At 63.7% G+C, this 22,812-nt stretch carries 21 protein-coding genes; 2 read left to right on the plus strand and 19 right to left on the minus strand.

Going from position 1 to position 22,812, the window contains the following annotated elements:
* Both ACLFKU_RS32080 and ACLFKU_RS32085 read left to right on the plus strand, forming a co-directional pair.
* Positions 1–384 (plus strand): hypothetical protein (locus ACLFKU_RS32080; protein ID WP_410851789.1); only part of this gene is annotated, 384 nt, incomplete at its 5' end.
* A gap of 160 nt (positions 385–544) precedes the next feature.
* Positions 545–1,582, plus strand: a complete 1,038-nt coding sequence (locus ACLFKU_RS32085; protein ID WP_410851790.1) for a glycosyltransferase family 2 protein — start codon at positions 545–547, stop codon at positions 1,580–1,582.
* A 146-nt stretch (positions 1,583–1,728) separates the two neighbouring features.
* Here ACLFKU_RS32085 and ACLFKU_RS32090 read toward each other — a convergent pair whose 3' ends face one another.
* The 19 genes from ACLFKU_RS32090 to ACLFKU_RS32180 all read right to left on the minus strand — a co-directional run bounded on the left by ACLFKU_RS32090 (position 1,729) and on the right by ACLFKU_RS32180 (position 22,812).
* Positions 1,729–2,394 (minus strand): class I SAM-dependent methyltransferase, encoded by a 666-nt coding sequence (locus tag ACLFKU_RS32090; protein WP_410851791.1) that lies wholly within the window; start codon positions 2,392–2,394, stop codon positions 1,729–1,731.
* Positions 2,395–2,467: 73 nt separating this feature from the next.
* Entirely contained in the window at positions 2,468–3,775 is a 1,308-nt protein-coding gene (locus ACLFKU_RS32095) for a N,N-dimethylformamidase beta subunit family domain-containing protein (RefSeq protein WP_410851792.1), read from the minus strand.
* Positions 3,776–4,535: 760 nt separating this feature from the next.
* Positions 4,536–4,847 (minus strand): DUF971 domain-containing protein, encoded by a 312-nt coding sequence (locus tag ACLFKU_RS32100; RefSeq protein WP_410851793.1) that lies wholly within the window; start codon positions 4,845–4,847, stop codon positions 4,536–4,538.
* Positions 4,844–5,839: a HEAT repeat domain-containing protein gene (locus ACLFKU_RS32105; protein ID WP_368585166.1), complete on the minus strand. Its 996-nt coding sequence runs from the start codon at positions 5,837–5,839 to the stop codon at positions 4,844–4,846. The genes ACLFKU_RS32100 and ACLFKU_RS32105 overlap by 4 nt, the downstream gene beginning before the upstream one ends.
* Before the next feature lie 29 nt (positions 5,840–5,868).
* A complete protein-coding gene (locus ACLFKU_RS32110) occupies positions 5,869–6,660 on the minus strand; it encodes an ABC transporter ATP-binding protein (protein WP_410851794.1) in 792 nt (263 codons plus the stop codon).
* The gene (locus ACLFKU_RS32115; RefSeq protein ID WP_410851795.1) at positions 6,657–7,502 is read right to left on the minus strand and encodes an ABC transporter permease; all 846 of its coding nucleotides are present in this window, start codon (positions 7,500–7,502) and stop codon (positions 6,657–6,659) included. The genes ACLFKU_RS32110 and ACLFKU_RS32115 overlap by 4 nt, the downstream gene beginning before the upstream one ends.
* Positions 7,503–7,537: 35 nt before the next feature.
* Positions 7,538–8,965 carry an ABC transporter substrate-binding protein gene (locus tag ACLFKU_RS32120; RefSeq protein WP_410851796.1) on the minus strand — a complete coding sequence of 476 codons (1,428 nt, stop codon included), beginning with the start codon at positions 8,963–8,965 and terminating at the stop codon, positions 7,538–7,540.
* Between the two features lie 55 nt (positions 8,966–9,020).
* Positions 9,021–9,266: a ferredoxin family protein gene (locus tag ACLFKU_RS32125; protein WP_018433236.1), complete on the minus strand. Its 246-nt coding sequence runs from the start codon at positions 9,264–9,266 to the stop codon at positions 9,021–9,023.
* A 14-nt stretch (positions 9,267–9,280) separates the two neighbouring features.
* Positions 9,281–11,047 (minus strand): fumarate reductase/succinate dehydrogenase flavoprotein subunit, encoded by a 1,767-nt coding sequence (locus ACLFKU_RS32130; protein WP_410851797.1) that lies wholly within the window; start codon positions 11,045–11,047, stop codon positions 9,281–9,283.
* Positions 11,047–11,835 (minus strand): GntR family transcriptional regulator, encoded by a 789-nt coding sequence (locus tag ACLFKU_RS32135; protein ID WP_410851798.1) that lies wholly within the window; start codon positions 11,833–11,835, stop codon positions 11,047–11,049. The genes ACLFKU_RS32130 and ACLFKU_RS32135 overlap by 1 nt, the downstream gene beginning before the upstream one ends.
* Before the next feature lie 106 nt (positions 11,836–11,941).
* The gene (locus tag ACLFKU_RS32140) at positions 11,942–12,121 is read right to left on the minus strand and encodes a hypothetical protein (protein ID WP_410851799.1); all 180 of its coding nucleotides are present in this window, start codon (positions 12,119–12,121) and stop codon (positions 11,942–11,944) included.
* 94 nt (positions 12,122–12,215) lie between these two features.
* Positions 12,216–14,225: a hydantoinase B/oxoprolinase family protein gene (locus tag ACLFKU_RS32145; RefSeq protein WP_410851800.1), complete on the minus strand. Its 2,010-nt coding sequence runs from the start codon at positions 14,223–14,225 to the stop codon at positions 12,216–12,218.
* Between the two features lie 30 nt (positions 14,226–14,255).
* Positions 14,256–16,295, minus strand: a complete 2,040-nt coding sequence (locus tag ACLFKU_RS32150; protein ID WP_410851801.1) for a hydantoinase/oxoprolinase family protein — start codon at positions 16,293–16,295, stop codon at positions 14,256–14,258.
* Positions 16,296–16,411: 116 nt separating this feature from the next.
* On the minus strand, positions 16,412–17,740 hold the full coding sequence (locus ACLFKU_RS32155; protein ID WP_410851802.1) for an NAD(P)/FAD-dependent oxidoreductase: 1,329 nt from the start codon (positions 17,738–17,740) through the stop codon (positions 16,412–16,414).
* A 55-nt stretch (positions 17,741–17,795) separates the two neighbouring features.
* Positions 17,796–18,140 carry a cupin domain-containing protein gene (locus ACLFKU_RS32160; RefSeq protein ID WP_018435672.1) on the minus strand — a complete coding sequence of 115 codons (345 nt, stop codon included), beginning with the start codon at positions 18,138–18,140 and terminating at the stop codon, positions 17,796–17,798.
* The gene (locus tag ACLFKU_RS32165; RefSeq protein WP_410851803.1) at positions 18,137–19,129 is read right to left on the minus strand and encodes a M14 family metallopeptidase; all 993 of its coding nucleotides are present in this window, start codon (positions 19,127–19,129) and stop codon (positions 18,137–18,139) included. Before ACLFKU_RS32165 ends, ACLFKU_RS32160 begins: the two co-directional genes overlap by 4 nt.
* A gap of 2 nt (positions 19,130–19,131) precedes the next feature.
* Positions 19,132–20,610 carry an NAD-dependent succinate-semialdehyde dehydrogenase gene (locus tag ACLFKU_RS32170; protein ID WP_410851804.1) on the minus strand — a complete coding sequence of 493 codons (1,479 nt, stop codon included), beginning with the start codon at positions 20,608–20,610 and terminating at the stop codon, positions 19,132–19,134.
* Between the two features lie 89 nt (positions 20,611–20,699).
* Positions 20,700–21,794, minus strand: a complete 1,095-nt coding sequence (locus ACLFKU_RS32175; protein ID WP_410851805.1) for a tartrate dehydrogenase — start codon at positions 21,792–21,794, stop codon at positions 20,700–20,702.
* A 94-nt stretch (positions 21,795–21,888) separates the two neighbouring features.
* On the minus strand, positions 21,889–22,812 hold the full coding sequence (locus ACLFKU_RS32180; RefSeq protein WP_410851806.1) for a 2-hydroxyacid dehydrogenase: 924 nt from the start codon (positions 22,810–22,812) through the stop codon (positions 21,889–21,891).

Below are 22,812 nucleotides of genomic sequence, written 5' to 3' on the forward strand. Positions count from 1 at the left end.
GAAACCCGCACCTTCGTCAGCTTCCATCGCCAGCGTCTGCTGCTTCATCCTGTTCTGCCTTCCTTATCCACTCCGCTCTATAACGCTCCGAGTAGCTATGCGGTGGACTTGATCAGCAATGCCTTAAATTGGCTTCGACCTGTTTTGCATATGTTCGGGCCGCGCCAGGACGGTCAGATTTCATCTGACCTGCGTGTAAAACCGCCGTGGTGTTGGCAGGATCTCACAGGATTCCTCGGCCTGTTTTGCCATCGGCAGTGCTGCATACGTCGCACGCCTATCCAGGACAAACCCGCACCATTCGATCGTTATATGTGGGGGCGCGCACCGAGACCACCAAATATCTGTCGACTCAGCGGGGCTTTGCCTCTATTACTTGGGTAGTCCGACTGCGAGGGCATCGTCGCAGGCAACCCGTCGATCTGGAAAATCTCCACCCTCGCTTTGGGGTGCGATACGGCATCGCCCGCGCTATTTCCGCCTATCCCGACTTCAGCAGAACGCTGTCCGACAATCTTTGCAAACTTGCGTCAGAACTATGACTATGAGCTTAAGGGTCAAAAATCTCGCATCGGCGGCACTTCAAAGCGGTTTCGACGACAAGGAGCCAGCCACCGCGAATCGTACGAGCATTTCCGCGTTGGCACCTTCTGTCACTGTCGTGATGGCCAACTTCAATGGAGAGAACTGGATCGGAGAGGCGATCAGGTCGGTCCAGAGACAAAGCCTCGCGGATTGGGAACTGATCGTTGTTGATGATGCGTCAACCGACGCCAGCACTGAGATTGTCCGCGCCGCTGCTGCTAATGACCCACGTATCGTTCTCCTCACATCTTCTTCCAACGCGGGACCCTCGGTCGCGCGCAACCGTGCGCTGGCATGTGCGCGAGGACGCTGGATCACGATCCTGGACAGTGATGATGTGTTTGCGGACGGACGCCTTCAGTCGATGCTCGCAAGGGCCGAATCGGACGGCGCGGGCATTGTAGCGGACGACTTGCTCATCATGAGCGAAAGCGGCTCGCTGACCGGGTATTCGCTGCTTGGCCTGCGGACCGCGAGGACCGTCGATGCCGTTGCGCTTGTCAAAGCGCCGCAACTCGGCTATCTGCAGCCCATGATCAGAACCGAAATGCTGTCAGAGCTTCGGTATGACGAGCGGGTCCGCTCGGCCGAAGACTTCGATCTTTTGTTGCGCGTGTTGGTCAGGCACGAAGCGGAAATGGTCGTCTATCCGGCTATGGGTTACCACTATCGCAGACGTGATGATTCGCTTTCCACGGACAAGTCAGCGGATCGACGGGCGCTTCGAGGCATGCTCGAAGCAAACGCGCGTTTCCGCGCATCGCACGCGCTGTCAGGAAGGTTAGCCCACGCGTGTGCGCATCGACAGCGAACCCTCGAAACCCAGCTTCGCTGGGTCGATGTCACCGAGGCAGTTCGTGAAAGGCGTTTCGCACAAGCCTTTCGGCACACAATGCATCACCCTTGGGTCCTCAGTTGCGCCGCGCGATTCCTTGCGAAGCATTTTCACTTTCTCGTACTCAGAAACAAACGCCGCGCCGTGACTTTGGGACTTTGAGCTGAGACGCGACGGATGCCGGCACGTCCGCAACGGATGGTGCGGGCGCCCTTTGGGGCGCGGGCGATGCCTGCGATTTTCCAGAACAGCGTGGCTCGAGGCGGCCGCTCAGGGGCGGCATTTGATCAGATGCACGCGTGCAAAATTTACCGCAACTTCAGCACGGCCACGTCCCATTTGAATCGCGTCGACGCGTGTGTGATACGGACACGATCGAGTTCGTCGAAGGCCGCCTTCAACCTGTTCCACGTCCGTATTCCGTCGTCGTGATACCAGATACTGACGATCAATAGCCCACCGGGCGCGAGACAGCGCGCGAGTCGACGAATCTGTTCCTCCGGTTCTTCCAGGTAATAAAGCATCTCGTTGAAGACGATAACGTCGAATATCTGCGAAGGCTCAAAGGTAGCGGCATCGGCGACGGCGAATTCCGCTCCATCGATATTCGCCTGGCGGGCCTGCTCAATGGCGACTTCGGAAAGATCGATGCCGAAATAGCTAGAAATCGAGGCGCCCGAAAGCCAACTTGCAAGAACGCCAGCGCCGCATCCAACGTCGAGCACTCGCGCGGCGGGTTTCAGGTGCTTGCAATACCCGGCGATCACGCTATAGCGGGCAATCTCCGGCGTCGTCCCCAGATAATCCCAGGTGCCCGAGCCGTACGCCTGATTCCACGTCGCATCCGAGATTGAGACGCTGTGAGCCGGCAGTATCCTGGCCCTGATCGCTGGGGGGACAAACCTTTTAACAGGCCACTTTATGGCTTTACCCAGGAATCCGTACACTCCTCTTCTATCTGTCGGATTAAGCATGGTCGGCTCTCATGTCAAACCAACTGACGCTACGTGGCTTCTTCAGGCCAGCACCCGATATCCCCGCGCGACTTTAGGTGCGCGGCAGAATCGTCATTAAGCCTGCTGTAACGGACTGTCTGTCGCGATTACTCGGATTGGCCAGCAAGCGTTCGAATACGTTGCTGGTGATACGGTCGACGACAGCATGACTTTCGGCCTGCGGATCCATGAGGACGCGAGCCCAATCTGTCGTGCCTGCGTTGAAGACGATGCCCGGCTGAACTCCTCTTCCAGCCGCCCGCTGCAGTACGCCAAATACGCCGCGTCCGCCGACGTCCCATCCATTCAGCGCGCTTGTCATGCCAAGCACGTGGAAACCATTGGGGTCCGGCGGCAAGCCGTCTACTTCGTAGCCCACCAGACGATCTTCGGCACCAAAAATGTCTCCGTTGTTCAACTCCGTACCGGCGAGCGCCCAGTGGCTCGCGTCCTCGACCCGGAATCCGGTTGCTGGGCGCTCGCGCCGGATCCAGCCACCACGCAGTAGACGCCATTCTCCCCACCAGCCGCCGCCATAACCATAACTGAGCCCGATCAGGTCGCTTTCGTCGTGACCGGGCCAATTTTCCGCGAGGCGAGTCACGCGCAGATCGGGAGCATCAGGGCTGCCGCGCGAAAATTCGATTGGCCGATAGCAGGTGTTTCCACTAAAGATCGCGTAGTGTCCGCCGTTTGCAATGAAGCTGGCCATCCTGTCACGCATGCGCCTGCTCCAGTATTCATGATGACCCACGCTAAGCACGCAGCGATACTGGGTTAGATCAAGCCGGTCACCATCATCGAGGTCCAGGTCGGAGTAGAAGTCGCAAGCAATGTTCTTCGCCTGCAGCCAGCGCACGAACTTCGCGTCCCAGTGTGGGAACTGTTGGCGCGGGGACCGAGGTTCATAGGGGTCGGCAGGCTCGCCGAACTGCGCCCCGAAGCCGCCACCTGGTCTTAGCAGGGTCACGGTCGTGACAGGTTTCTTACGTCGAACGGGATCGTGATAAAAACCGCCGCCGCCGATCGAGTTGTACGCTTGATACGTCGCGACAGGCACGATGTAAGCGACCGACGCCGATGGTCGCGGAGGGCGCGCGACCAACATTGCCATACTTCTGCTGTCCGGCGGCAGCCCGTATAGAGGCTCATGCGCGGCGCAGTTGCGCCCCAGCGGGCGCACGGGCTCGCCGTTGGCGCGCACCTCGTAAGCCACCGCGACATACACCCCCGACGTCGCATCGGCTCGACCGAAGCGAAACCGGAAGCTCGGCCACCGCCACGCAGCGTCGCAACGCGTTGCGGTTCGTCCGCGCGGCGAAGTCAGCACCCATTGGCCACTCACGCTGTCGCAATCCATCGCGCCGCGGTCCTCTACAAGGATGCCGCAGTGGAACTCGAGCGCTTCTCCGATGCCTTGCCGGTAGATTGCAACAGAAAAGCGGCGCCCTGGCTCGACGGCGAGTTCGAAAATGCCGCCGGCATCGTAGGCGGGCGCGAGCGGATATAACCTCATCGATCACTTTCTCCGATCCTTGACGAAGCTGCACGTGGACGAGATGGCGGGTCATAGTGGCAACCATGTCCCGCACCGGGGCAATTTGACGCGGGGTTACTCTCTGCGACGTGAATGCTTTGGGCGCCCTTTGGGTCTGTTCGGAATTGGCAAAATGATACCTCCCGCGCTCCGCTTTCAATTACACGGTATGCGACATAAGATACGCGGTATGCGCCGAGTGACATCGAAATGCTTGATCACAGGGCTGTTCAACGAGTCGGACTATCCGACGCTTGCCAGCATGTCGGAGAAATTCGCCGTCAGGCTCGCGGTGTTGCTATATTCTGACGCGTCGGGCTGCTCTCGGCCCGATGTGATGCGTTCGCCGTTCGCCCGGCGCCCACCTCCGCACACCTAATTGCTGGGCAGCGAATGTCCGAACGGACACAAATTCCTTTTCAATGAGCCACGGCATCCGGGCTAAGTGCAATCTGTCTGAGCAGATTCAACAGCAGATCGGGAGCGGCACCTTTCTGGCCGTGCGCTGCCGTTCGACGACCGACAAAGCTGTCGTCCGCCCGGACCGGACATTACTGCAAGGTTAAGCTCGCCGTGAGCGTTACTAGGATATGGGGAAGGCTGCTTGCAATTGCGCTGCCGGTTCGGGCAGCCCGGCCACATAGACCCACGGAAAGATGCCACGCTCATGTTTGTCGCTGAACACCAGTTGCATGCCGTAAGCGGCCGGGCGAATCTCCAGAATGACGATATCGGGCGACACGTCGAGCGCCGTTCCATCGAGCCGTCGCCGCCGGCATTCGGCGCAGGGGCACCCCATGCGCAGCGCGCGGGACGTAAGCCGTTGTGCCGGTCCCTCATCCCAATGCAGGGTTAGCGTCTCAGCGTCGAATTCGATCTGCCGCGGACTCTTCATGGTGTCACTGGCTCGAGCTGTTGCAGCGCAATTCTGGCCGCCTTGCGCACTTCGGGATCGCTGTCGCCCGACGCTTCGCGCAGTGCCGCCGCTGTCGATGGGTCGCGCAGTTCCCCGAGCGCGAGCGCCGCTTCCTTGCGCAGATTGCTGATCGCGTGCGCCAGCAGTGCTACGAGCGGCGGTGCCGCGGCACGGTCGCCCAACTGTCCCAACGCGCGCGCGGCACGCAGGCGCACCTGCCAGTAGTCGTCGTCGAGCGCGACGATCAACGCGTCGCGCGCCGATGCGACGCGCAGCTTGCCGAGTGTTGTCGCAGCCTCCTCACGGACTTGCCACACGGGATCACGCAGCGCTTGCAGCAACGCAAGCGGGGTGGCGCAATCGTCTCCCTGTGCAAAACCCAGCGCACCGATCGCCGCGCGGCGAATGTCGGCGCTGCTGTCGGATGCGGCGATACGGCCAAGCGGCGCGAGCGCGCGCGCATCCTTCAGCCATCCGAGCACGCCGACGGCTTCGATGCGCACACTGGGATCGTCGTCAGCAAGGGCTTGCAACGCAGGTGCGAACGCATTGGCGACACGGAGCTCGCGCAACGCGCGCAGTACCGCGGCCTTCACGAACGGTTCGGGTCGATCGAGCCATCCGCAGAGCACCGCGCCCGATGAGGCATCCTTTAGCTCCGACAGACTTAATGCTGCGGCCTGGCGCACCTCCCCATCGACGTCGGTCAGCGCATGACAAAGCGCTTCCACGATTTGCGGGTCTTCCCACGCGCCGAGCACGCGTGCGGCTTCACTGCGCACCGTGGCAGAATCGTCGTGTTTCAGCGCCGCGACAATGGGCTGCAGCGCGTCGGGGTCTTCCAGGTCGGCAAGTTCGATCAGTGCAATGCGCCGGACCGCCGCATCGGCATCCGACAGGCGCGGCAAGAATGCAACGGCTTCCGGTGCAAGCGTTTCGGGATCGTAGGTCAACAAGTTCGGGGCGGACATGAACGGTCGAATAATGGAATCGCGCGGCGTCACTTGGCGTCGCGCAACAGTGAAAGGCATTGGCGCTTGATGTCGACGAACACTGGGTCGAGTGTCGTATCGTCCGACCGGGGTCGAGCAAGCGGCACCGGAATATCCGCGACCACGCGGGCGGGCCGCTTCGATAGCATCAGGATGCGATCCGCGAGAAACAGCGCTTCTTCGATATCGTGCGTGACGAAGACAACCGTCGTGCGTACCTTTGTCCAGATATCGAGCAGCAGCGTCTGCATCATGCGGCGCGTTTGCGCGTCGAGCGCGCCGAACGGCTCGTCCATCAGCAGCACGCGTGGCCGGTTGATCAGCACGCGCGCGATTTCGACGCGCTGCTGCATGCCGCCGGACAGTTGCGCGGGGTAGTGCGAGTCGAACCCGCCAAGTCCAACGAGTTCGAGCAGTTCTGCGGCTTGCCTGCGCCGCTCGTTCGCGCCGACGCCCTTCATCTTGAGGCCGAACGCGACGTTGTCGATCACGCGCTTCCATGGAAACAGCGTGTGTTGCTGAAAGACGAGACCGCGCTCGGGATGCGGGCGTTCGACCGTTTCGTCATCGACGGCGATCGTGCCTTGTGTCGCTGCGATATGCCCCGCGATCGCGGCGAGCAAGGTCGACTTGCCGCAACCGGAAGGACCGAGCACGCAGACGAACTGGCCGGGCGCGATGTCGACGTCGAGTCCGTCGAGTGTCGCGATGCGCGCTTGCGGCGGTCCTACTTCGACAGAAAGCGCGCGCACGTTGACGCGGGCGGGCGCGTTCGCGATTTCGATAGCAACGCTGCTCATCGTTGCTTCTCCTGCAATCGGTACCACGGGGTGAGCGCAAAGCCCAGACGCTTGACGAGCGCGCTACTGCCCATGCCGAGCGCTCCGATCAACGCCATCCCGACGACGATGTCGGGGTAGTTCTGCAACGTGTACGACTCCCACGTGAAATATCCGATGCCATACTGGCCCGCGATCATCTCCGCCGTCACCAGACAGAACCACGCGGTGCCCATGCCGATCGCAAGGCCCGTGAATATAGCCGGCGCAGCGCCTGGCAGCACCACTTCCTTATAAAGCGCGAGCGATTTTGTGCCGAGACTGCGGGCAGTCGCGACGAGCCTCGGATCGACGGCTTCCACGCCATGCACCGTGTTGAGCAGAATCGGAAACAACGCACCGATGAACGTGATGAACATCATGCTGAGTTCCGACGACGGAAACATCAGGATCGCAAGCGGTATCCACGCGACGGCTGGGATCGGGCGCAGCATTTCGAGCGCAGGCAGCGCCGTATCTTCGACCGCGCGATAACGGCCAATCGCGAGGCCCAAACCGACACCCACGACCGCCGCCGCGCAAAAACCCGCGAGCACGCGCCAGATGCTCGCGGCCAGATGCATCGGCAGCTTCGGCGAATGCAGCAGCGACCACAGCGCGGGCAGCGCATCGGTCGGCGCGGGCACGTTGGCAAACGTGATGAAGCCCGTCGATAGCCGGAAGTGCACGGCAAGCTGCCAGAGCGCGACGCATACCGCCAGCGATGTCACGCGCCGCGTGCGGCGCAGGGTCGTAAGCGCGAGGAAAGGAGGGCGCCGGCGCGTCGATGTGCGGTTGCCCTGAAGTTCGAAGGTGGCGGCCATAGTTTGTCCCGATGCTGCGCGACGATGGAATGCGCCTAGCGCGACGCGAGGGCTTGTGCAGCGCCCGATTGCGCCGCGGCGTAATCGACCACCGATCCCGACACCTGTTGCGCGTAACGGTCGGCGCCCGCTCTTAGCAGGAATGCGGTGATCGCGCCGTGCGAATCCATCACGTACCACGCCTGGTTTGCAAACAGCTTCAGGCCGCTTGCGTGGTCATGAACGAACACGGCGCGTGGCTTTGCGCCCGACTGTGCGATCTTGCCGAGCGCCGCGAATGCTTCTTCCGGCGACGCGTAATTGCGGACCTTCTCTTCGTTGTCCAGCCACACCTGGGCCACGTCGTTGAAATCGCGGATCGGTTTTCCTGTGACGGCGTCGTTGGCGATGAGCGGCTGCCTCGCATAGTTCTTCAGCGCAGCGTCGTAGTCGAGGCCGGATTCCTTGAACGCTTCGCGAATGTAGCGGTCATCGATGAACGTGTTCGCGTTCAGATCGACATCCGTTTTCTTTAAAAGCTTGAGCGTTTCTATTGCGGTTGCCGTCGCCTGGCGATATTCGGGCTTCCATGTGAGGTCGCGTGTCTGGATACCGAGCGGACCATGATAGAGATAGTCGACGGGCGCTTCGATACCCGTCGTCTTCTGGATCAGCAGGCTGTACTTCTCCGGGTCCTGCGCGATGAGCCGGTTGGCATCGATGGCGGCGCGCAGATACGCGACGACCACTTCGGGGTACTTCTGCGCATAGGCCGCATCGACCAGTGCGCCGTGATAGGTCGGTGCGTGGCTTTGCGCGCCGTCGTAGATCTTGCGCGCGAAGCCCCGATAGGGGAACAGATCCGCGAACGGCACGAAGTCGGCGTGCGCGTCGATCTTTTTCGCCTTCAGCGCGCTGCCCGCAACCTCGGGCGCCTGCGTGATGATGTTCACGTCCGTGTCCGGGTTCCAGCCTTGCGCCTTGATCGCGCGCAATAGCATGCCATGCGATGTCGAGGCGAACGGCACGGAAATCGTTTTGCCCTTCAGGTCGGCGATGGAATGCAACGGCGAGCCTTCGGGCACGACGATGCCGTTGCCGCTTCCGTCGACGCTGCCCGACAGCACGGCGACGAAGATGCTCTTGCGGCCAGCCTTCTGGAACGCCGCGCCATTGAGCGCGCCGGGGAAGTCGGCCATCGCGCCGAAATCCAGCTTGCCGGCGACCATTTCGTTCGTCATGGGTGCGCCGGATGTGAAGTCTTTCCATTGCACGTCGTATGTCACGCCCTTGTACTTGCCCGCGTGCGGAAGATACTTGTCGAGCAGATGGAGTTCGCGAATCAATAGGCCGCCAGTCGCGCAGTTGATGGTCGTGTCCTGCGTGCCGATGGCGACGCGGATCGTTTCGGCCTCGACGGTGCCCGCGGCAAGGGCGAGCATGGCAGCGGCAAGGAAGCGGGGCAGGGCATGGCGGATGGTCATGAGGCGGCTCTTCGTTGGTCTCGGAAGGAACAGGCTGGATGCTCGCGGCGGCGCGCTAGCGCAGCAGATACGGAATATCGACTTTTACAGCGCCGGTGGGGCAGTCCTGCTCACACGGCATGCAGTACCAGCATTCGTCGAACTGCATGTAGGCCTTGCCTTTACTGATGTCGATCGCGAGCAGATCGAGCGGGCACACGTCGACGCAGACAGTGCAGCCCTTGTCGGCAATGCATCTGCTTTCGTCGATCGTGACGGGGGCCGAGCTTCGATGAAGAATGTCGTGCGGGGTATAAGACATCGCGGGCGCTCCTGTCAGGCGGTGACATCGGCGAGCGGCCGGGGTGCCGCGTGCGTGATGTCGTTGGCGTCGTGAATGCGCAGCTTGCTGTAGGAACCGCGTTCCTCGTCGTCGAGCGGCACGATGTACGGCTCCACGGCGCGCTTTTCGCTGACCATGCGGCCCGTTGCGTCCTTGCGCAGATGGGTATGGCAGAACCAATCGGTGTCGTTGCGCTGCGGATAGTCGACCCGATGGTGATACAGACCCCAGCGGCTTTCCGTACGGAACAGCGATGCACGTGCAGCCATCTCGGCGCAATCGCGGATCGCGCGTACTTCGGCGGCGCGCATCAGTTCGTGAGGATGCGACGCCTTGATCGCTGCGATGTCTTCGGCGATCTCGTCGAAGCGTTGCAGGCCGATTTCCATCTTGCGTGTCACCTTGGGCGGCTGCAGATAATCGTTGACCATGCGGCGCAGCTTGTATTCGACCTGTCCGGGCGCAAGGCCATGTTCGCGATCAAGAGGTGCGTAGACGCGCGCGCGCTCTGCGTCGATCTGCTCCTGATCGAGCGGCGCATGCTCGCGTCCCGCGACATACGCGGCCGCATTCTGTCCGGCAAACCAGCCGTACGTGAAGGCCCCCAGCATGTAGTTATGGGGCACGGCGGCCATATCGCCAGCGGCATAGAGCCCGCGCACGGTGGTTTCCGCCCGCTCGTTCACGAACACGCCCGAAGCGCTGTGTCCGCTGCAAAAGCCGATCTCGGAGATATGCATCTCGATCATCTGTTGCCGGTAGTCGGTACCGCGTCCCGCATGAAAGCGCCCACGGCTCGGTCGCTCGTTCGTATGCAGGATCTGCTCGATGGTCTGGATCGTTTCCTCGGCGAGATGATCGAGCTTGAGAAACACCGGGCCATTACCGCTCTGGAGTTCCTGATAGAACTCCCACATCATCTGCCCGCTCCAGTAATCGCATTCGATGAAGCGTTCGCCCTTGCCGTTCGCCGTGAAGCCGCCGAGCGGTCCGGTCACGTACGCGCATGCGGGGCCGTTGTAGTCCTTGATCAGCGGATTGATCTGGAAGCATTCGAGGTTCGCGAGCGCGGCCCCGGCGTGATAGGCCATCGCGTAGCCATCGCCCGCGTTGGTCGGATTCTCGTACGTGCCCATCAGATAGCCGGATGCGGGCAAGCCGAGCCTTCCGGCTGCGCCACACGACAGGATCACGGCCTTGGCTCGTACCACGTAGAAGTCGGCTGTGCGGCAATCGAAGCCCAGTACGCCGTTTACGTTGCCCTGTGCGTCGGTGAGAAGACGCGTCGCAACGATGCGATTGGTGATCGCGATCCGTGCACGTTTCAACTGCCGGTACAGCACTTTCTTGATGTCGTGGCCCTCGGGCATCGGCAATACATATGAACCCATGTGATGCACTTTCTTCACGGCATAGTCGCCCGTGCCGTCCTTTTCGAACTTGACGCCCCAGCGGTCGAGTTCTTCGATGGTCTTGAAGCTGTGCTTCGCATACGCATAGACGGCGGACTGATCGACGATGCCGTCGTTGGCGATCGTGATTTCGCGCGTGTATTGCTCGGGTGTCGCGTGGCCCGGGATGACGGCGTTGTTCAGTCCATCCATGCCCATGGAAATCGCGCCGCTGCGTTTGACGTTGGCCTTTTCGAGCAGCAGCACCTTGAGGTGCGGGTCGCTTTCCTTAGCCTTGACGGCGGCCATCGGACCCGCTGTTCCGCCGCCAACCACGACGATGTCGTATTCGAGTACGTGTGTATTCATCATGCTTTCCTTGTGGCCTGGCTTGTTGCGCCATTGCCCTGCTTTTCACGGTCGATCCGGAAGCGGTACTGGAACGCATCACCGCGGAAGTACAGATGTTCATAATCGATAGGCGTACCGTTCGCGTCGTGCGTCAGGCGGTCGATGCATAACGCCGGACTGCCTTCTTCCACCCGCAGCGCGTCGACCATCTCATCGTCGGCGAGAATTGCGTCGATCGCGATGTCGGCGTGGCCGAGCGGCACGCCGCAGTCGTTTTCCAGAATCAGGAAGATGTCGCGCGTGACGAGGTCGGCATTGGCGAGCCGTTGGCCGAGCGCTTCGGGAAGCCAAGTCAGCTCGAGCGAGATCGGCTCGCGATTGAGCAGACGCACGCGATGAATTTCGATGACGGGCGCGCCTTCTTCGATGCGAAGCCGGTCGGCCACTTGCCGATTCGCGCTGACGGTGCGGAAACTGCGCAACTGGTTGACGATTTCGTAGCCCATCGAAGACATGGCTTCGGCGAAACCCTGCAACGAGCTGATGTTCTGAAAGGCTTTCGGCTTCGATACGAACGTGCCTTTGCCATGCAACCTGAAGAGCAGGCCCTCTTTCTGCAGGTCGCCCAACGCCTGGCGCACGGTTATTCGGCTCACGCCGAACATCGCGCAGAGTTCGTGCTCGGAGGGCATCTGGCTGTGAGGCGCATAGGTGCCATCGAGGATGCGTGCGCGCAGGGTTTCCTTGATCTGCGCGTAGAGCGGCACCGATGTGACGGGGACAAGATTACCTGCGGCTTTCGACATGACTCAGCTTGTTATGACAAGATGAGTCGCAGTCTAGTGAGTGCCTGTTCGCAGTCCAACCAACAAATTCTGCTTTGCTTTTTCGACTGCGATCGACCGCGCACCCTTACCCGTTTTGCGCGACGAGCTCGCCTGCGCGCACGTCGAGCGACAGCTGTACCAGCGCCGTGATTGCGCCGAAGCGCTTGCTGAGCCCATCGAGCGACAGCGGCTGCGAACGCAGCGGCACGGCGGGTGCTTCGGCGCTCGCCGCGGCGCCGAAGAACGGATTGGCGGATTGCAGCATCGAATCACCTTGATTGACGTGGTCACGGCAGACGGCAGCCTGCTTGTGTTGATCCCCCGCACGCGGCGCCGCCAGCGAGGCGCGGCGCTTGCCGCTATGCGGCTCGCTGCGCTTCGAGCAATTGCGGATATTTGGCCGCGACCTCGCGGAAGATGTCGCTGATCGTCTGCCCGCCCGGTTCGAGACGGCCGTCGGCTTCCCATGCATCGAACGCGTCGAAGATCTTGTGCTTCAGGAAGTGCCGCCACACGACCGGCACGCCGGCCAGAATTTCCGTCAACACCGCGTAGCGCTCGCGCGTCCAGCGCGCTTCATAGGCGGTGCGCGCCGCGCCGTAGTCGAAGTGCGCGGCCGGCGTGCGCGGTGCGTTAGCTTCGAGTTCGGTGCGCCGCGCGGCGGTCGCTTGCGTATCCACTTCGCCCGCGCGCAGTACGACGCCGTACAGCGCCAGCGCATCCGCTTCGCTCAGATAGCCGCGCGTCACGTCGGTCGCGACCATCCGCGGATCGCGCTCGTACGGGTTGCCATAACCGCCGCCGCCGCAGCCTTCGAGGCGGATCACGTCGCCGGGGCCGCACACGACCAGATCGGTCACGCCAAGATTCTCTTCGTGCCCGGTGCCCGGATTGCGCGTGAAGCGCGACGTCGATCCCGCCTTGCCGCCGAGCACGCCCCACGACGCGAAGCGTGAGCGGTCGCGATTGCGCGCCGTCACCAGCGTGCCCGGCGAGAACACGCGGAACTCCATCACGGTGCCGAGTCCGCCGCGATAGCGTCCCGCGCCCGCGCTGCCCGGCACCATGCCGTACTTCAGAATGCGGATCGGCACCTCGGCTTCGTTGATCTCGACCGGCGTGTTGCGCAGGAACGCGACGTTGGCGCCTGACGCATCCGAGCCATCGCCGTTGATCATCCCGCCCGCGCCGCCGCCGACCGGACCGATTGCCGCGATCACGGTGCGTCCGTCGCTATCGACGGTGCGCACGTTCAGAATCGACATGCCGCCGGCCGGGCACGCGGGCAGCCGGTCCGGACAGACCATCGAGAACGCGCCGAACGTGACGTTCTGCGCGACCTTGCAGGTCAGACTGCGCATGCCGACCGCGGCGGGCGGCTGGCAGTTCATGATCGTGCCTTCCGGCAGCACACAGCGGGCGACCTTCAGCATGCCCGCGTTGAGCAGCAGATCCGGGTGCAGCGAATACAGCACGTAATTGAGCCCGACGAGCGCGAGCACGTGCCGCTCCTTGCCACCGGTCGGCATGTTCAGCGACGAATTGAGCTGCGGGTCGCTGCCGGTGAAATCGAGCACCAGCGATTCGCCTTGCACTTTCAGATTCAGCGCGACACGCAGCGGCTTGCCGTTGACCGAATCCTCGTCGGCGTACTCGGCGAAGAAGTATTCGCCATCCGGCATGCCGGCGACGATCGCCCGCGCCTGCTCTTCCGAGTAGTCGATCATCGCGTGCATGCCGGCCTTGAAATCGTCGATCCCGAAGCGCTCGATGATTTCCAGCACACGCCGCTCACCGGTCATCAGCATCGCGATTTGCGCCTTCAGGTCGCCGCGATTCTGCTCGGCCGCGCGTACGTTGATCGCCATGTGCTCGAGCAGCGTCTCGTCGAGCACGCCGGCGCGCACGATCCTGGTCGGCGCCCAGCGAATGCCCTCCTGATAGATCTCGGTCAGCGTGCGCGACAGCGACGCGGGCACCGCGCCACCCATGTCGGTGTTGTGGATGTGCCCGCCGACGTAGCAGACGATCTCGCCGTTGTAGAACACCGGCTTCCACATCATCACGTCGGGGGTGTGCGTGGCGACGTAACCGCTGTACGCGTCGTTGGTCATGCCGATGTCGCCCGGCTCGTAGTGATCGATCGCCTCGATCACCGAGCCGAAGTCGAGGCCCGGGTACCAGGTCGCGCCGAGCGTTTTCGGCGACGCGAACGTGAGCCCTGCGGGCGTCATGATCGTGCAGGAGAAATCTTCGGTTTCCTTGACGAAGGCCGAGTGCGCGGTGCGCATCAGCGTGTGGGCCATGCTTTCCGCAGCCGCGACGCAGTAATTGGCGAAGATCTGTAGAACGGATCGATTGAATGTCATGGTCTGAGTCCTTCGGATTTCACTCGCGCTTCACTGGGCCGACAGCAGCAGGTTGCCGTATTCGTCGACGACGGCTTCGAAGCCCGGCAGCACGCAGGTCGTCGTGTCGTCCTGCGCAATGATCGCGGGGCCGTGAAAGCGATGTGCGGCGAGCAGCATCGAGCGGTGGTACAGCGGCACCTTGCGCCAGGCCCCGTCCAGATACACGTCGATCAGCGCCTCGACGCGCGGTGCGCCTTCGCCGAGCGCGATCTTCGGCATCTCGGGCTTCGGTGTCGGCAGGCTGATCACGAGGCGCAGCGCCACGACCTGTACGGGCGAACTCGCGTCGCTGTGGCCATACAGCCGATGATGCTCGCGGTGGAACGCTGCGCCGATCGTCGCCATGTCGCCGTTGCGAATGGCTTGCGGATCCAGCGGGGTGTCGACTTCGAACGACTGGCCGCGGTAGCGCATGTCGGCCGAGACGAGCATTTCCGCGCCTGCGTCGGAGCCGGTTTCGTTGATGATCCACTCGCGCGCCCGCGCTTCGAGCGTCGCGAGGTCGCCGGCGAGTTTGTCGAGCGAAGCGGCGTCGAGCGGATAGTAGGTGGTGCGCACGAAGTCGTTCTTCGTGTCGGCGATCAGGCCGCCCAGCGCGCTCAGCACGCCCGGCGTGGTCGGCACGATCAGATGGCGCATGTTCAGCGCGCGCGCAAGGAAACCGCCGAGCATCGGGCCCGCGCCGCCGAACGGCATCAGCGAGAACGCGCGCGGATCGATGCCGAAGCGCGACACGATACGGCTCACGCCGCCGTACATGCCGGACACCGCGACGTCGATGATCGCGGCCGCCGTTTGATGCACGTCGATGCCGAGCCGCTGCGCGAGCGGTTCGATCGCGCGGCGGCTCGCTTCGACGTCGACCTGCACCGCGTTATAGCCGAGCGACGCACGGCCCAGCACGCCGATCACCGCGAACGCGTCGGTAATGGTCGGGCGCGTGCCGCCGCGGCCATAGCAGACCGGACCGGGGTTCGAGCCGGCGCTTTCCGGACCGACCTTCAATACGCCGAAATCGTCGACCCATGCGATCGAGCCGCCGCCATCGCCGATCGACGAAACCGACACCGACGGGATATGAATCTGGAAGTCGCCGATGTACTCGCCGGTCGCGTACTGCGGTTTGCCATCGACGATCAGTGCGACGTCCGCCGTCGTGCCGCCGATGTCGAGGCTCATGCAGTCCTTGATCCTGCACATGCCGGCCAGATACGACGCGCCGATCACGCCCGCGGCGGTGCCCGACAGGATCATCTGCACGCAATTGCTCTTGCCGTTCTCGGCGCTCATCACGCCGCCATTCGACTTCGTCACTTTCAGGTCCGCGCCGACGCCGCTTTCGGCCAGTGCGGCCTGCAAGCGCGTCAGGTATTGCGACACGCGCGGCTGCACGTAGCCGCCGATCGTCGCGGTGACCGTGCGCTCGTATTCGCGGATGATTGGCCACACTTCGTGCGAACACGATACGAAAAACCCGGGCGCGGCTTTCTCGATGATCGCCTTGACCTGCTGCTCGTGCGCGGGATTGCGATAAGAATGCAGCAGCGAAATCACGACGCCTTCGCATTGCGCCGCCTGCAGCGCTTCGAGCGCGGCGAGCACGCTCGCTTCGTCGATCGGCGCTTCTTCGGTGCCGTCGGCGCGCATGCGGCCATCGACGCCAAACACGCGATCGCGCGTGATAAGCGGTTCGGGGCGCCGCGACATCAGGTTGTACATGTCGGGGATCTTCAGGCGCGCGATGTCCAGCACGTCCTCGAAATGGCGCGTCGTGATCAGCGCGAGGCGCAAGCCCTTGCGTTGCACGACCGAGTTCACGCCGACCGTTGTGCCGTGCGTGAAGTACACGACTTCGTGCGGATCGATTCCGAAGCGTGTTTTCAGGCCTTGCATGCCGTCGATCACTTCGCTGCCCGGTGAATCCGGCCGCGAGAACACCTTCAGCGTGCGCGTGGTGCGCGTCTCGTCGTCCAGCACGGCGAAGTCCGTAAACGATCCGCCGATATCCACTCCAATTCTCAAGCCCATTGCCGTCCCTTTAGGTATGCCTCGCAGACCATTCGGGTCTGCGTCGCGTCAGCGACTCTGATTCCCACAGCGATTTGGTGAATGAAAAAGCAGCCTTTGCAGCGCACGCGGGGTCGTCACATCATCTCGGGACTCGCCAGCCGGGTTCCATCGCTAAAGCGCGTCAACCGGTAGGGCTGAATATCGATCCCGGTCGCGTGGTTGGTCACGATGCGGCTAACCAGCATGCCGGCGCCCGGTCCCAGTCCGAAGCCATGACCGCTGAACCCGGACGCGATCACGAGGCCGGGCGTGCTGTCCACACGCGACATCACCGGCACCAGATCGGGCGTCGTGTCGATCGCGCCGGCCCAAGCATGCGCGACACGCAGTCCCGACAGCTCGGGAAACACCGTCGCGACGTTTGCCAGCGCACGGGTCGGCCACTCGGCATCGGGCACAGGATTCAGAACCCGCGTTAGCTCGAACGGCGAGATGTCGTCGTTACGCCAGTCGGCACTCCCTTCGGGGCCGCCGAAGAACGGTTGCGCCATCCGGAACTTGAGCTTCTTGTTGAGTTTGCTGCGGAACATCTTGCGAAACTTGACCGCGTGCCGCAGGTTCTGCGGCGCGATTTCCATGCGTCCGTAGCCGGGGACCGCGATCGTATAGCCGCCGTCGAGCCGCCGCCTCATCGCAAAGTTCGGGCCGGAGAAGCAACCGTCTATCACGGCCGGCGCTTCGGCCGTGCGCAGCGCGGTGCCGATCACATTGACCGCCGGCAGATCGATGCCATGACGCCGGCAGAAGAGGGCACTCCACGCGCCGCCGGCCAGCACGACGCTGCTCGCGCCGATCAGGCCGCGCTCGGTCCATACACCGGAGACACGGCCCGCGCTGATATCGAGTCCGCGAACCGCGCAAGTCTGATGCACGCGCGCGCCGAGTCGTTGCGCGCCTCTTGCAATGGCGGGCGCCGCTTTCGACGGCTCCGCGCGTCCATCGGAATGCGACCACACGCCGCCTGCCCACTTCGCCTGACCATTGGGAACGCGCGCCGCCAGTTCGCGAGCCGACAGCAGCTGACTGTCGAAGCCGAGCGCACGGGCCCGGCCGAGCCATGTTTCCCATTGCGCGACGTCCGCGGACTGCTCGCTTCCGTACAGGATGCCGGCTCGCCTGAAGCCGATGTCTTCGCCGAGTTCGTCGCTCAACTCGCTCCAGCGCGCGAGGCTTTGCATCGCGAGCGGCAACTCGTGCAGATCGCGGTTCTGCTGACGCACCCAGCCCCAGTTGCGTCCCGATTGTTCGGCGCCAATGATGCCTTTCTCGAGCAGCACCACCGATACGCCGCGCCGCGCAAGCTCGTAAGCGGTGCTGACGCCGATAATGCCGCCGCCGATCACTGCGACGTCACAGCGAGCGGGGAATCCGTCGCTATTCGAAACTTCGTCGATTCTTAGCATGTTCGAGCAACCATGATGGATGAGAGCGGCGAATACCGGGTGCGTGTCGTTGCAGTCAAAAGATCACGTAGATCTTGCGCAGCGTTTCGTCGATGTTCCAAAGCCCTTCGGTGTTGGCTTCGAAAAACAGCGTGTCGCCGGCGGCGAAGCGGATCGTGTCTTCTCCGTCGGGTGTGAAGGTGCCGCTGCCCTTGATGAAATGCATGACCTCCGCCTGCTTGACGGAACGCCTGTAGGTGCCGGGCGAGCACTCGAACAGCCCGGTGTCGACCGCGTCATGACCCGGAATCACGTACTGGCGTCCCGCTACGCGTGACGGCTCGGTGCCGGGCAGGCCGGCGGTTCCCCAATCCTCGAGGGCGGTGACTTCCGCCGCTTGCCTGATTTGCTGAACTTTCATGTGGTTTGTTCCTGTTGGCGTGAGCGCAGGTCGATACGGCGTTCGATCCGGCCTAGCCGGACCACGGTGACGCCGGCGCGCAACTGGCGCAGCGACGGCATCACGAGCATGCAGTCGTCGTACGGCGTCGCGACCGGCTGGCCATCGGACCAGGCGATCACGGTGCCGGCGTGCTCGAAGGTTTCGAGCCCGGTGTAGGGCCCCGCGAAGCGGAAGTCCATGCTCTTTGCAACGACCGGTTCGGTCACGCGGACGATGCGCATTTCGTCGGGCAGCGGCCTAATCCAGCCGGACGGCAGATCCGCCGCGTCGACGATGCCCGACAGCAGCAGAAAACGCGCGGTGCAGTCGCGCGCGACCGTCACCGCGCTGGCTTCCCAATGCTGGCCGCATTCGATCAGCAGCGCGTTCTGCGCGCTCGCGTCGTCACCGAAGCCTTCGTAGTCGCGCATCCGGCGGCCTTCGGGATGGCCTTCGTCCTGGATCACGGTGGCGGGCGCGCCGAGCCGCTCGGCCAGTTCCGCACCTTTGCGCAGCGGGCCCGCGACGATCAGCGGCGCGCTTTTTTCATGCATCGAATGCAGATCGAGCAGCAGATCGACCGTGTCGATCACCGGCCGCATCGCGCGCGCACGATCGAGTTCGGACGAGCGCGTTGCCACGTCGTCGAGTTTCGCGGCGGTCCATACGCGGTTGAAGTCCTGATCGACGAAGCGCGCCTTGTCGGGCGTTGCCGGATCGAAGCGCGCGTAGGCGGCGACGTTCGCGAACGACAGCGTGAGCTTGCCGCGGCGCGGCCGCAACCCGCCGCGCAGCAACGCGTCGACGGTGATCGCGCCGCACACTTCGTTGCCGTGCGTGAGCGCGTTGATCATCACATGCGGTCCGGGTTGGCCGGAGTCGAACGTGTGCACGTATGCAATGCCGGTGTTGCCGTCGGCGTGCGCCGAGATGTCCGGGAATTCGACTTCGATCGGATAGGCTTGCATGTTTACTCCAGTCCTCCCTGACACAGATACTTGATCGACAGATAGTCATCCAGTCCGTACTTCGATCCTTCGCGACCATAGCCGGATTCCTTCACGCCGCCGAACGGCGCCGCCTCAGAAGCGAGCGTGCCTTCGTTGATGCCGACGAGGCCCGCTTCGAGCGCGCGCGATACGCGCTCGATCCGGCGCATGTTCTCGCTATAGAAATACGACGCGAGCCCGAACGGCGTGTCGTTCGCGGCCTGCACCGCCTCCTGCTCGCTGTCGAACGGGAACAGCGGCACGACCGGGCCGAAGGTTTCCTCGCCGCACAACGCCATCGACGCCGTGGCGTTGCCCAGCACCGTGGGCGCGTAGTAGTGCGGTCCCAACTCGGTGAGCCGCCGTCCGCCAGTCAGCACGAGCGCACCATTCGCGAGCGCGTCGTCGACATGACGCGCGATCTTGTCCACCGCCCGTTCGTTGATCATCGGCCCGATCTGCGAAGCGGGATCGCTCGCGGGGCCGACCCGCAGCTCGGCCACCTTCGCGCACAGCAGCGCGGAGAAGTGCTCGTAGACACCGCGCTGCACGTACACGCGGTTCGGGCACACGCAGGTCTGCCCGCCATTGCGAAACTTCGCGGCGAGCAGGCCATTGGCCGCGGCATCGAGGTCGGCGTCGTCGAATACGATGAAGGGCGCATTGCCGCCGAGTTCCAGAGAAAGCTTCTTCAGCGTGCCAGCCGATTCACGCGCGAGGTGCTTGCCGACGGGCGTCGATCCGGTGAACGTGATCTTGCGCACGCGGCTGTCGGCGAGCCATTCGCCGACCGTCTCCGCCGCGCCGGCGCGCGAGGCCGAGATCAGGTTGAGCACGCCGGCTGGCACGCCCGCCTCGTGCGCCAGCATCACCAGCGCGATGGCGGTGAGCGGCGTGTCTTCAGCGGGCTTCGCGACGACCGTGCAGCCTGCCGCGAGCGCCGGCGCGATCTTGCGCGCGATCATCGCGAGCGGAAAATTCCACGGCGTGATCGCGGCGACGATGCCGATCGGTTCCTTGATCGCACTCATGCGTTTGCCACGCTGCTGCTGTGGAATCAGATCGCCGTAGATGCGGGTGGCTTCGTCGGCGAACCACGCGACGTACGACGCGCCATAGCTGACCTCGCCGCGCCCTTCGACGAGCGGCTTGCCCTGTTCGAGCGAAATCAGCGCGCCGAGCGCGTCGCGATTCGCGACGATCAGCGCGTGCCAGCGGTGCAGCACGGCTGCGCGTTCGCTCGCGAGCCTTGCACGCCATGCGGGCAGCGCCCTGGCGGCGGCGTCGGTGGCGGCGCGCGCGTCGCTGGGACCGCTGTCGGCCACCTCGGCGATCAGCTTGCCGGTTGCCGGGTCGGTGACCGCGAAGCGGCGGCCGCTCGCGGCCGCGACCCACTCGCCGTTGATGAAGTTGTCCGTGCGGATCAGCGCGCGGGCCTGCTGTTCGAGATTCGTGCTCATATGAGGTCTCCAGTGCGGTTGGCGTGCGACGGCGGAGCGCCCGACACGCGCCGGGCAGTCCTGCCGTCTGCGCTGTCAGTGATCGGTGCCTATGGACGACGCTCGCTGGCGACGCGCGCGGCGATCGCCGCGCCGACTTCCGTAGTCGATGCGCTGCCGCCCAGGTCGCCCGTGCGCGGGCCATCCTTCAGCACCTGCGTGATCGCGGCGACGATCGAATCGTGCGCATCGCGCTCGACGCCCGCGCCGTCGCCGAGAAAGTCGAGCATCATCGCGGCCGACCAGATCATCGCGACCGGATTGGCGATGCCCTTGCCGGCGATGTCGGGCGCCGAGCCGTGGACCGGCTCGAACAGCGACGGAAAGCGCCGGTCAGGATTCAGGTTGCCTGATGGCGCAATGCCGATCGTTCCGGTGCACGCCGGACCGAGGTCGGAGAGGATGTCGCCGAACAAATTCGACGCAACCACCACGTCGAAACGGTCGGGGTTCAGCACGAAACGCGCGCACAGAATGTCGATGTGCTGACGGTCCATTTTGACGTCGGGGTAGCGCGCGGCCATTTCATCGGCGCGCGCATCCCACCACGGCATGCTGATCGCGATACCGTTGCTCTTCGTCGCAACCGTGATCTTCTTCGCGCGGCGCTGCGCCAGCTCGAACGCGAACTTCATCACGCGCTCGGTGCCGTGGCGCGTGAAGATCGACTGCTGCATCACGACTTCGCGCTCGGTGCCCTCGAACATCGTGCCGCCCACCGACGAATACTCGCCTTCGGTGTTCTCGCGCACGATCATGAAGTCGATGTCGCCGGGCTTGCGGTTGGCGAGCGGGCTCGGCACGCCGTCGAACAGACGCGCCGGCCGCAGGTTCACGTACTGGTCGAATTCGCGGCGGAACTTCAGCAGCGATCCCCACAGCGAAATATGGTCGGGCACCTTGTCGGGCCAGCCGACCGCGCCGAACAGAATCGCATCGCAGTCCTGCAACTGCTGCTTCCAGTCGTCCGGCATCATCTGGCCGTGTTGCGCGTAGTACTCGCACGACGCCCATTCGATATGGCGGTAGTCGATGCCGATGTCGAAGCGCTGGCAGGCGGCGTCCAGCACGCGCAGGCCTTCGGGCATCACTTCGGTGCCGATGCCGTCGCCGGGAATGACGGCAATGCGGTATTTGCGGATCATACGTGTCTCTCCTTGCGTTGATCGCGCGCTGTCTGCCGACACCGCGCGGATCGCCAATTGGGGGGGCGTTCTGGTGTCGGGCCGTGCATCGGTATCAGTAGCCGCGGGTCCGGTCGATCAGGCCGTTCATGCGCTCGCCGGCGCGATGCAGACGCAGGTTTTCCAGCACCGCATCGACAGCCGATTCGGGCCGCGTCGCGCTCGCGATATGCGGCGTGATGCGCACGCGCGCTTGCGCCCACAGCGGATGGTCCGCGGGGAGCGGCTCGGGGTCGGTGACGTCGAGCACCGCGCTATGAATCTGCCCGCTTTGCAGCGCGCCGAGCAGATCGCCGCTGACGAGTTGGGCTCCGCGCCCGACGTGCACCAGCGACGCGCCTCGTGGCAGCCTGTCGAATACCCGGCGGCACAGCAGCCCGCGCGTCGCGTCGGTCAGCGGCAGCAGGCAGATCAGCACGTCGGTGCGGGCCAGCATCGCATCGAGCCCCGCCTCGCCCGCGTAGCAGGCGACACCTTCGAGGTCGTGCTGCGAGCGGCTCCAGCCCGCGCATGCAAAGCCGAACAGCCGCAAAGGATGCATTACCGCGGTGCCGAGCATGCCCAGACCGAGCACACCGATGCGGCGCGACGCGGCGGCGCGCAGCGGCAACGGCTGCCAGGCGCGCGCCTGCTGTTGCGACGCGTAGTCGAACAGATCGCGGTGAATCGCCAGCACCGCCTCGGTCACATACTCGACCATGCCTTCGACGATGCCCGGTTCGAGCATGCGCACCACCGGCAGATGGGCTGGAATCTGCGAGAGATCCAGCTGGTCGACGCCCGCGCCGACCGAGAACACGACTTCGAGATTCGGCAGCGTGAGCGCGAGGTCGCCCGGCTGCCACGCGACCAGATAGCGCACGGCCGTGCGATCGCCGAGATCGGGCCAGACGCGGAAGCGGATCTCGGGCGCGAGCTGCGCGAAGCGCTCGGCCCATAGCGCGCCACGCACCGGATCGGCTTTGTAGAGGACGGTCAT

This window comes from Paraburkholderia sp. EG304, from assembly GCF_046543485.1.
Lineage (GTDB): Bacteria > Pseudomonadota > Gammaproteobacteria > Burkholderiales > Burkholderiaceae > Paraburkholderia > Paraburkholderia youngii.

Bases quoted from the DNA above. Each gene is read 5' to 3' on its own strand.
- ACLFKU_RS32085 (WP_410851790.1), top strand. From the start codon at position 545: ATGAGCTTAAGGGTCAAAAATCTCGCATCGGCGGCACTTCAAAGCGGT.
- ACLFKU_RS32090 (WP_410851791.1), bottom strand. From the start codon at position 2,394: ATGCTTAATCCGACAGATAGAAGAGGAGTGTACGGATTCCTGGGTAAA.
- ACLFKU_RS32095 (WP_410851792.1), bottom strand. From the start codon at position 3,775: ATGGATTGCGACAGCGTGAGTGGCCAATGGGTGCTGACTTCGCCGCGC.
- ACLFKU_RS32100 (WP_410851793.1), bottom strand. From the start codon at position 4,847: ATGAAGAGTCCGCGGCAGATCGAATTCGACGCTGAGACGCTAACCCTG.
- ACLFKU_RS32105 (WP_368585166.1), bottom strand. From the start codon at position 5,839: ATGTCCGCCCCGAACTTGTTGACCTACGATCCCGAAACGCTTGCACCG.
- ACLFKU_RS32110 (WP_410851794.1), bottom strand. From the start codon at position 6,660: ATGAGCAGCGTTGCTATCGAAATCGCGAACGCGCCCGCCCGCGTCAAC.
- ACLFKU_RS32115 (WP_410851795.1), bottom strand. From the start codon at position 7,502: ATGGCCGCCACCTTCGAACTTCAGGGCAACCGCACATCGACGCGCCGG.
- ACLFKU_RS32120 (WP_410851796.1), bottom strand. From the start codon at position 8,965: ATGACCATCCGCCATGCCCTGCCCCGCTTCCTTGCCGCTGCCATGCTC.
- ACLFKU_RS32125 (WP_018433236.1), bottom strand. From the start codon at position 9,266: ATGTCTTATACCCCGCACGACATTCTTCATCGAAGCTCGGCCCCCGTC.
- ACLFKU_RS32130 (WP_410851797.1), bottom strand. From the start codon at position 11,047: ATGAATACACACGTACTCGAATACGACATCGTCGTGGTTGGCGGCGGA.
- ACLFKU_RS32135 (WP_410851798.1), bottom strand. From the start codon at position 11,835: ATGTCGAAAGCCGCAGGTAATCTTGTCCCCGTCACATCGGTGCCGCTC.
- ACLFKU_RS32140 (WP_410851799.1), bottom strand. From the start codon at position 12,121: ATGCTGCAATCCGCCAATCCGTTCTTCGGCGCCGCGGCGAGCGCCGAA.
- ACLFKU_RS32145 (WP_410851800.1), bottom strand. From the start codon at position 14,225: ATGACATTCAATCGATCCGTTCTACAGATCTTCGCCAATTACTGCGTC.
- ACLFKU_RS32150 (WP_410851801.1), bottom strand. From the start codon at position 16,295: ATGGGCTTGAGAATTGGAGTGGATATCGGCGGATCGTTTACGGACTTC.
- ACLFKU_RS32155 (WP_410851802.1), bottom strand. From the start codon at position 17,740: ATGCTAAGAATCGACGAAGTTTCGAATAGCGACGGATTCCCCGCTCGC.
- ACLFKU_RS32160 (WP_018435672.1), bottom strand. From the start codon at position 18,140: ATGAAAGTTCAGCAAATCAGGCAAGCGGCGGAAGTCACCGCCCTCGAG.
- ACLFKU_RS32165 (WP_410851803.1), bottom strand. From the start codon at position 19,129: ATGCAAGCCTATCCGATCGAAGTCGAATTCCCGGACATCTCGGCGCAC.
- ACLFKU_RS32170 (WP_410851804.1), bottom strand. From the start codon at position 20,610: ATGAGCACGAATCTCGAACAGCAGGCCCGCGCGCTGATCCGCACGGAC.
- ACLFKU_RS32175 (WP_410851805.1), bottom strand. From the start codon at position 21,794: ATGATCCGCAAATACCGCATTGCCGTCATTCCCGGCGACGGCATCGGC.
- ACLFKU_RS32180 (WP_410851806.1), bottom strand. From the start codon at position 22,812: ATGACCGTCCTCTACAAAGCCGATCCGGTGCGTGGCGCGCTATGGGCC.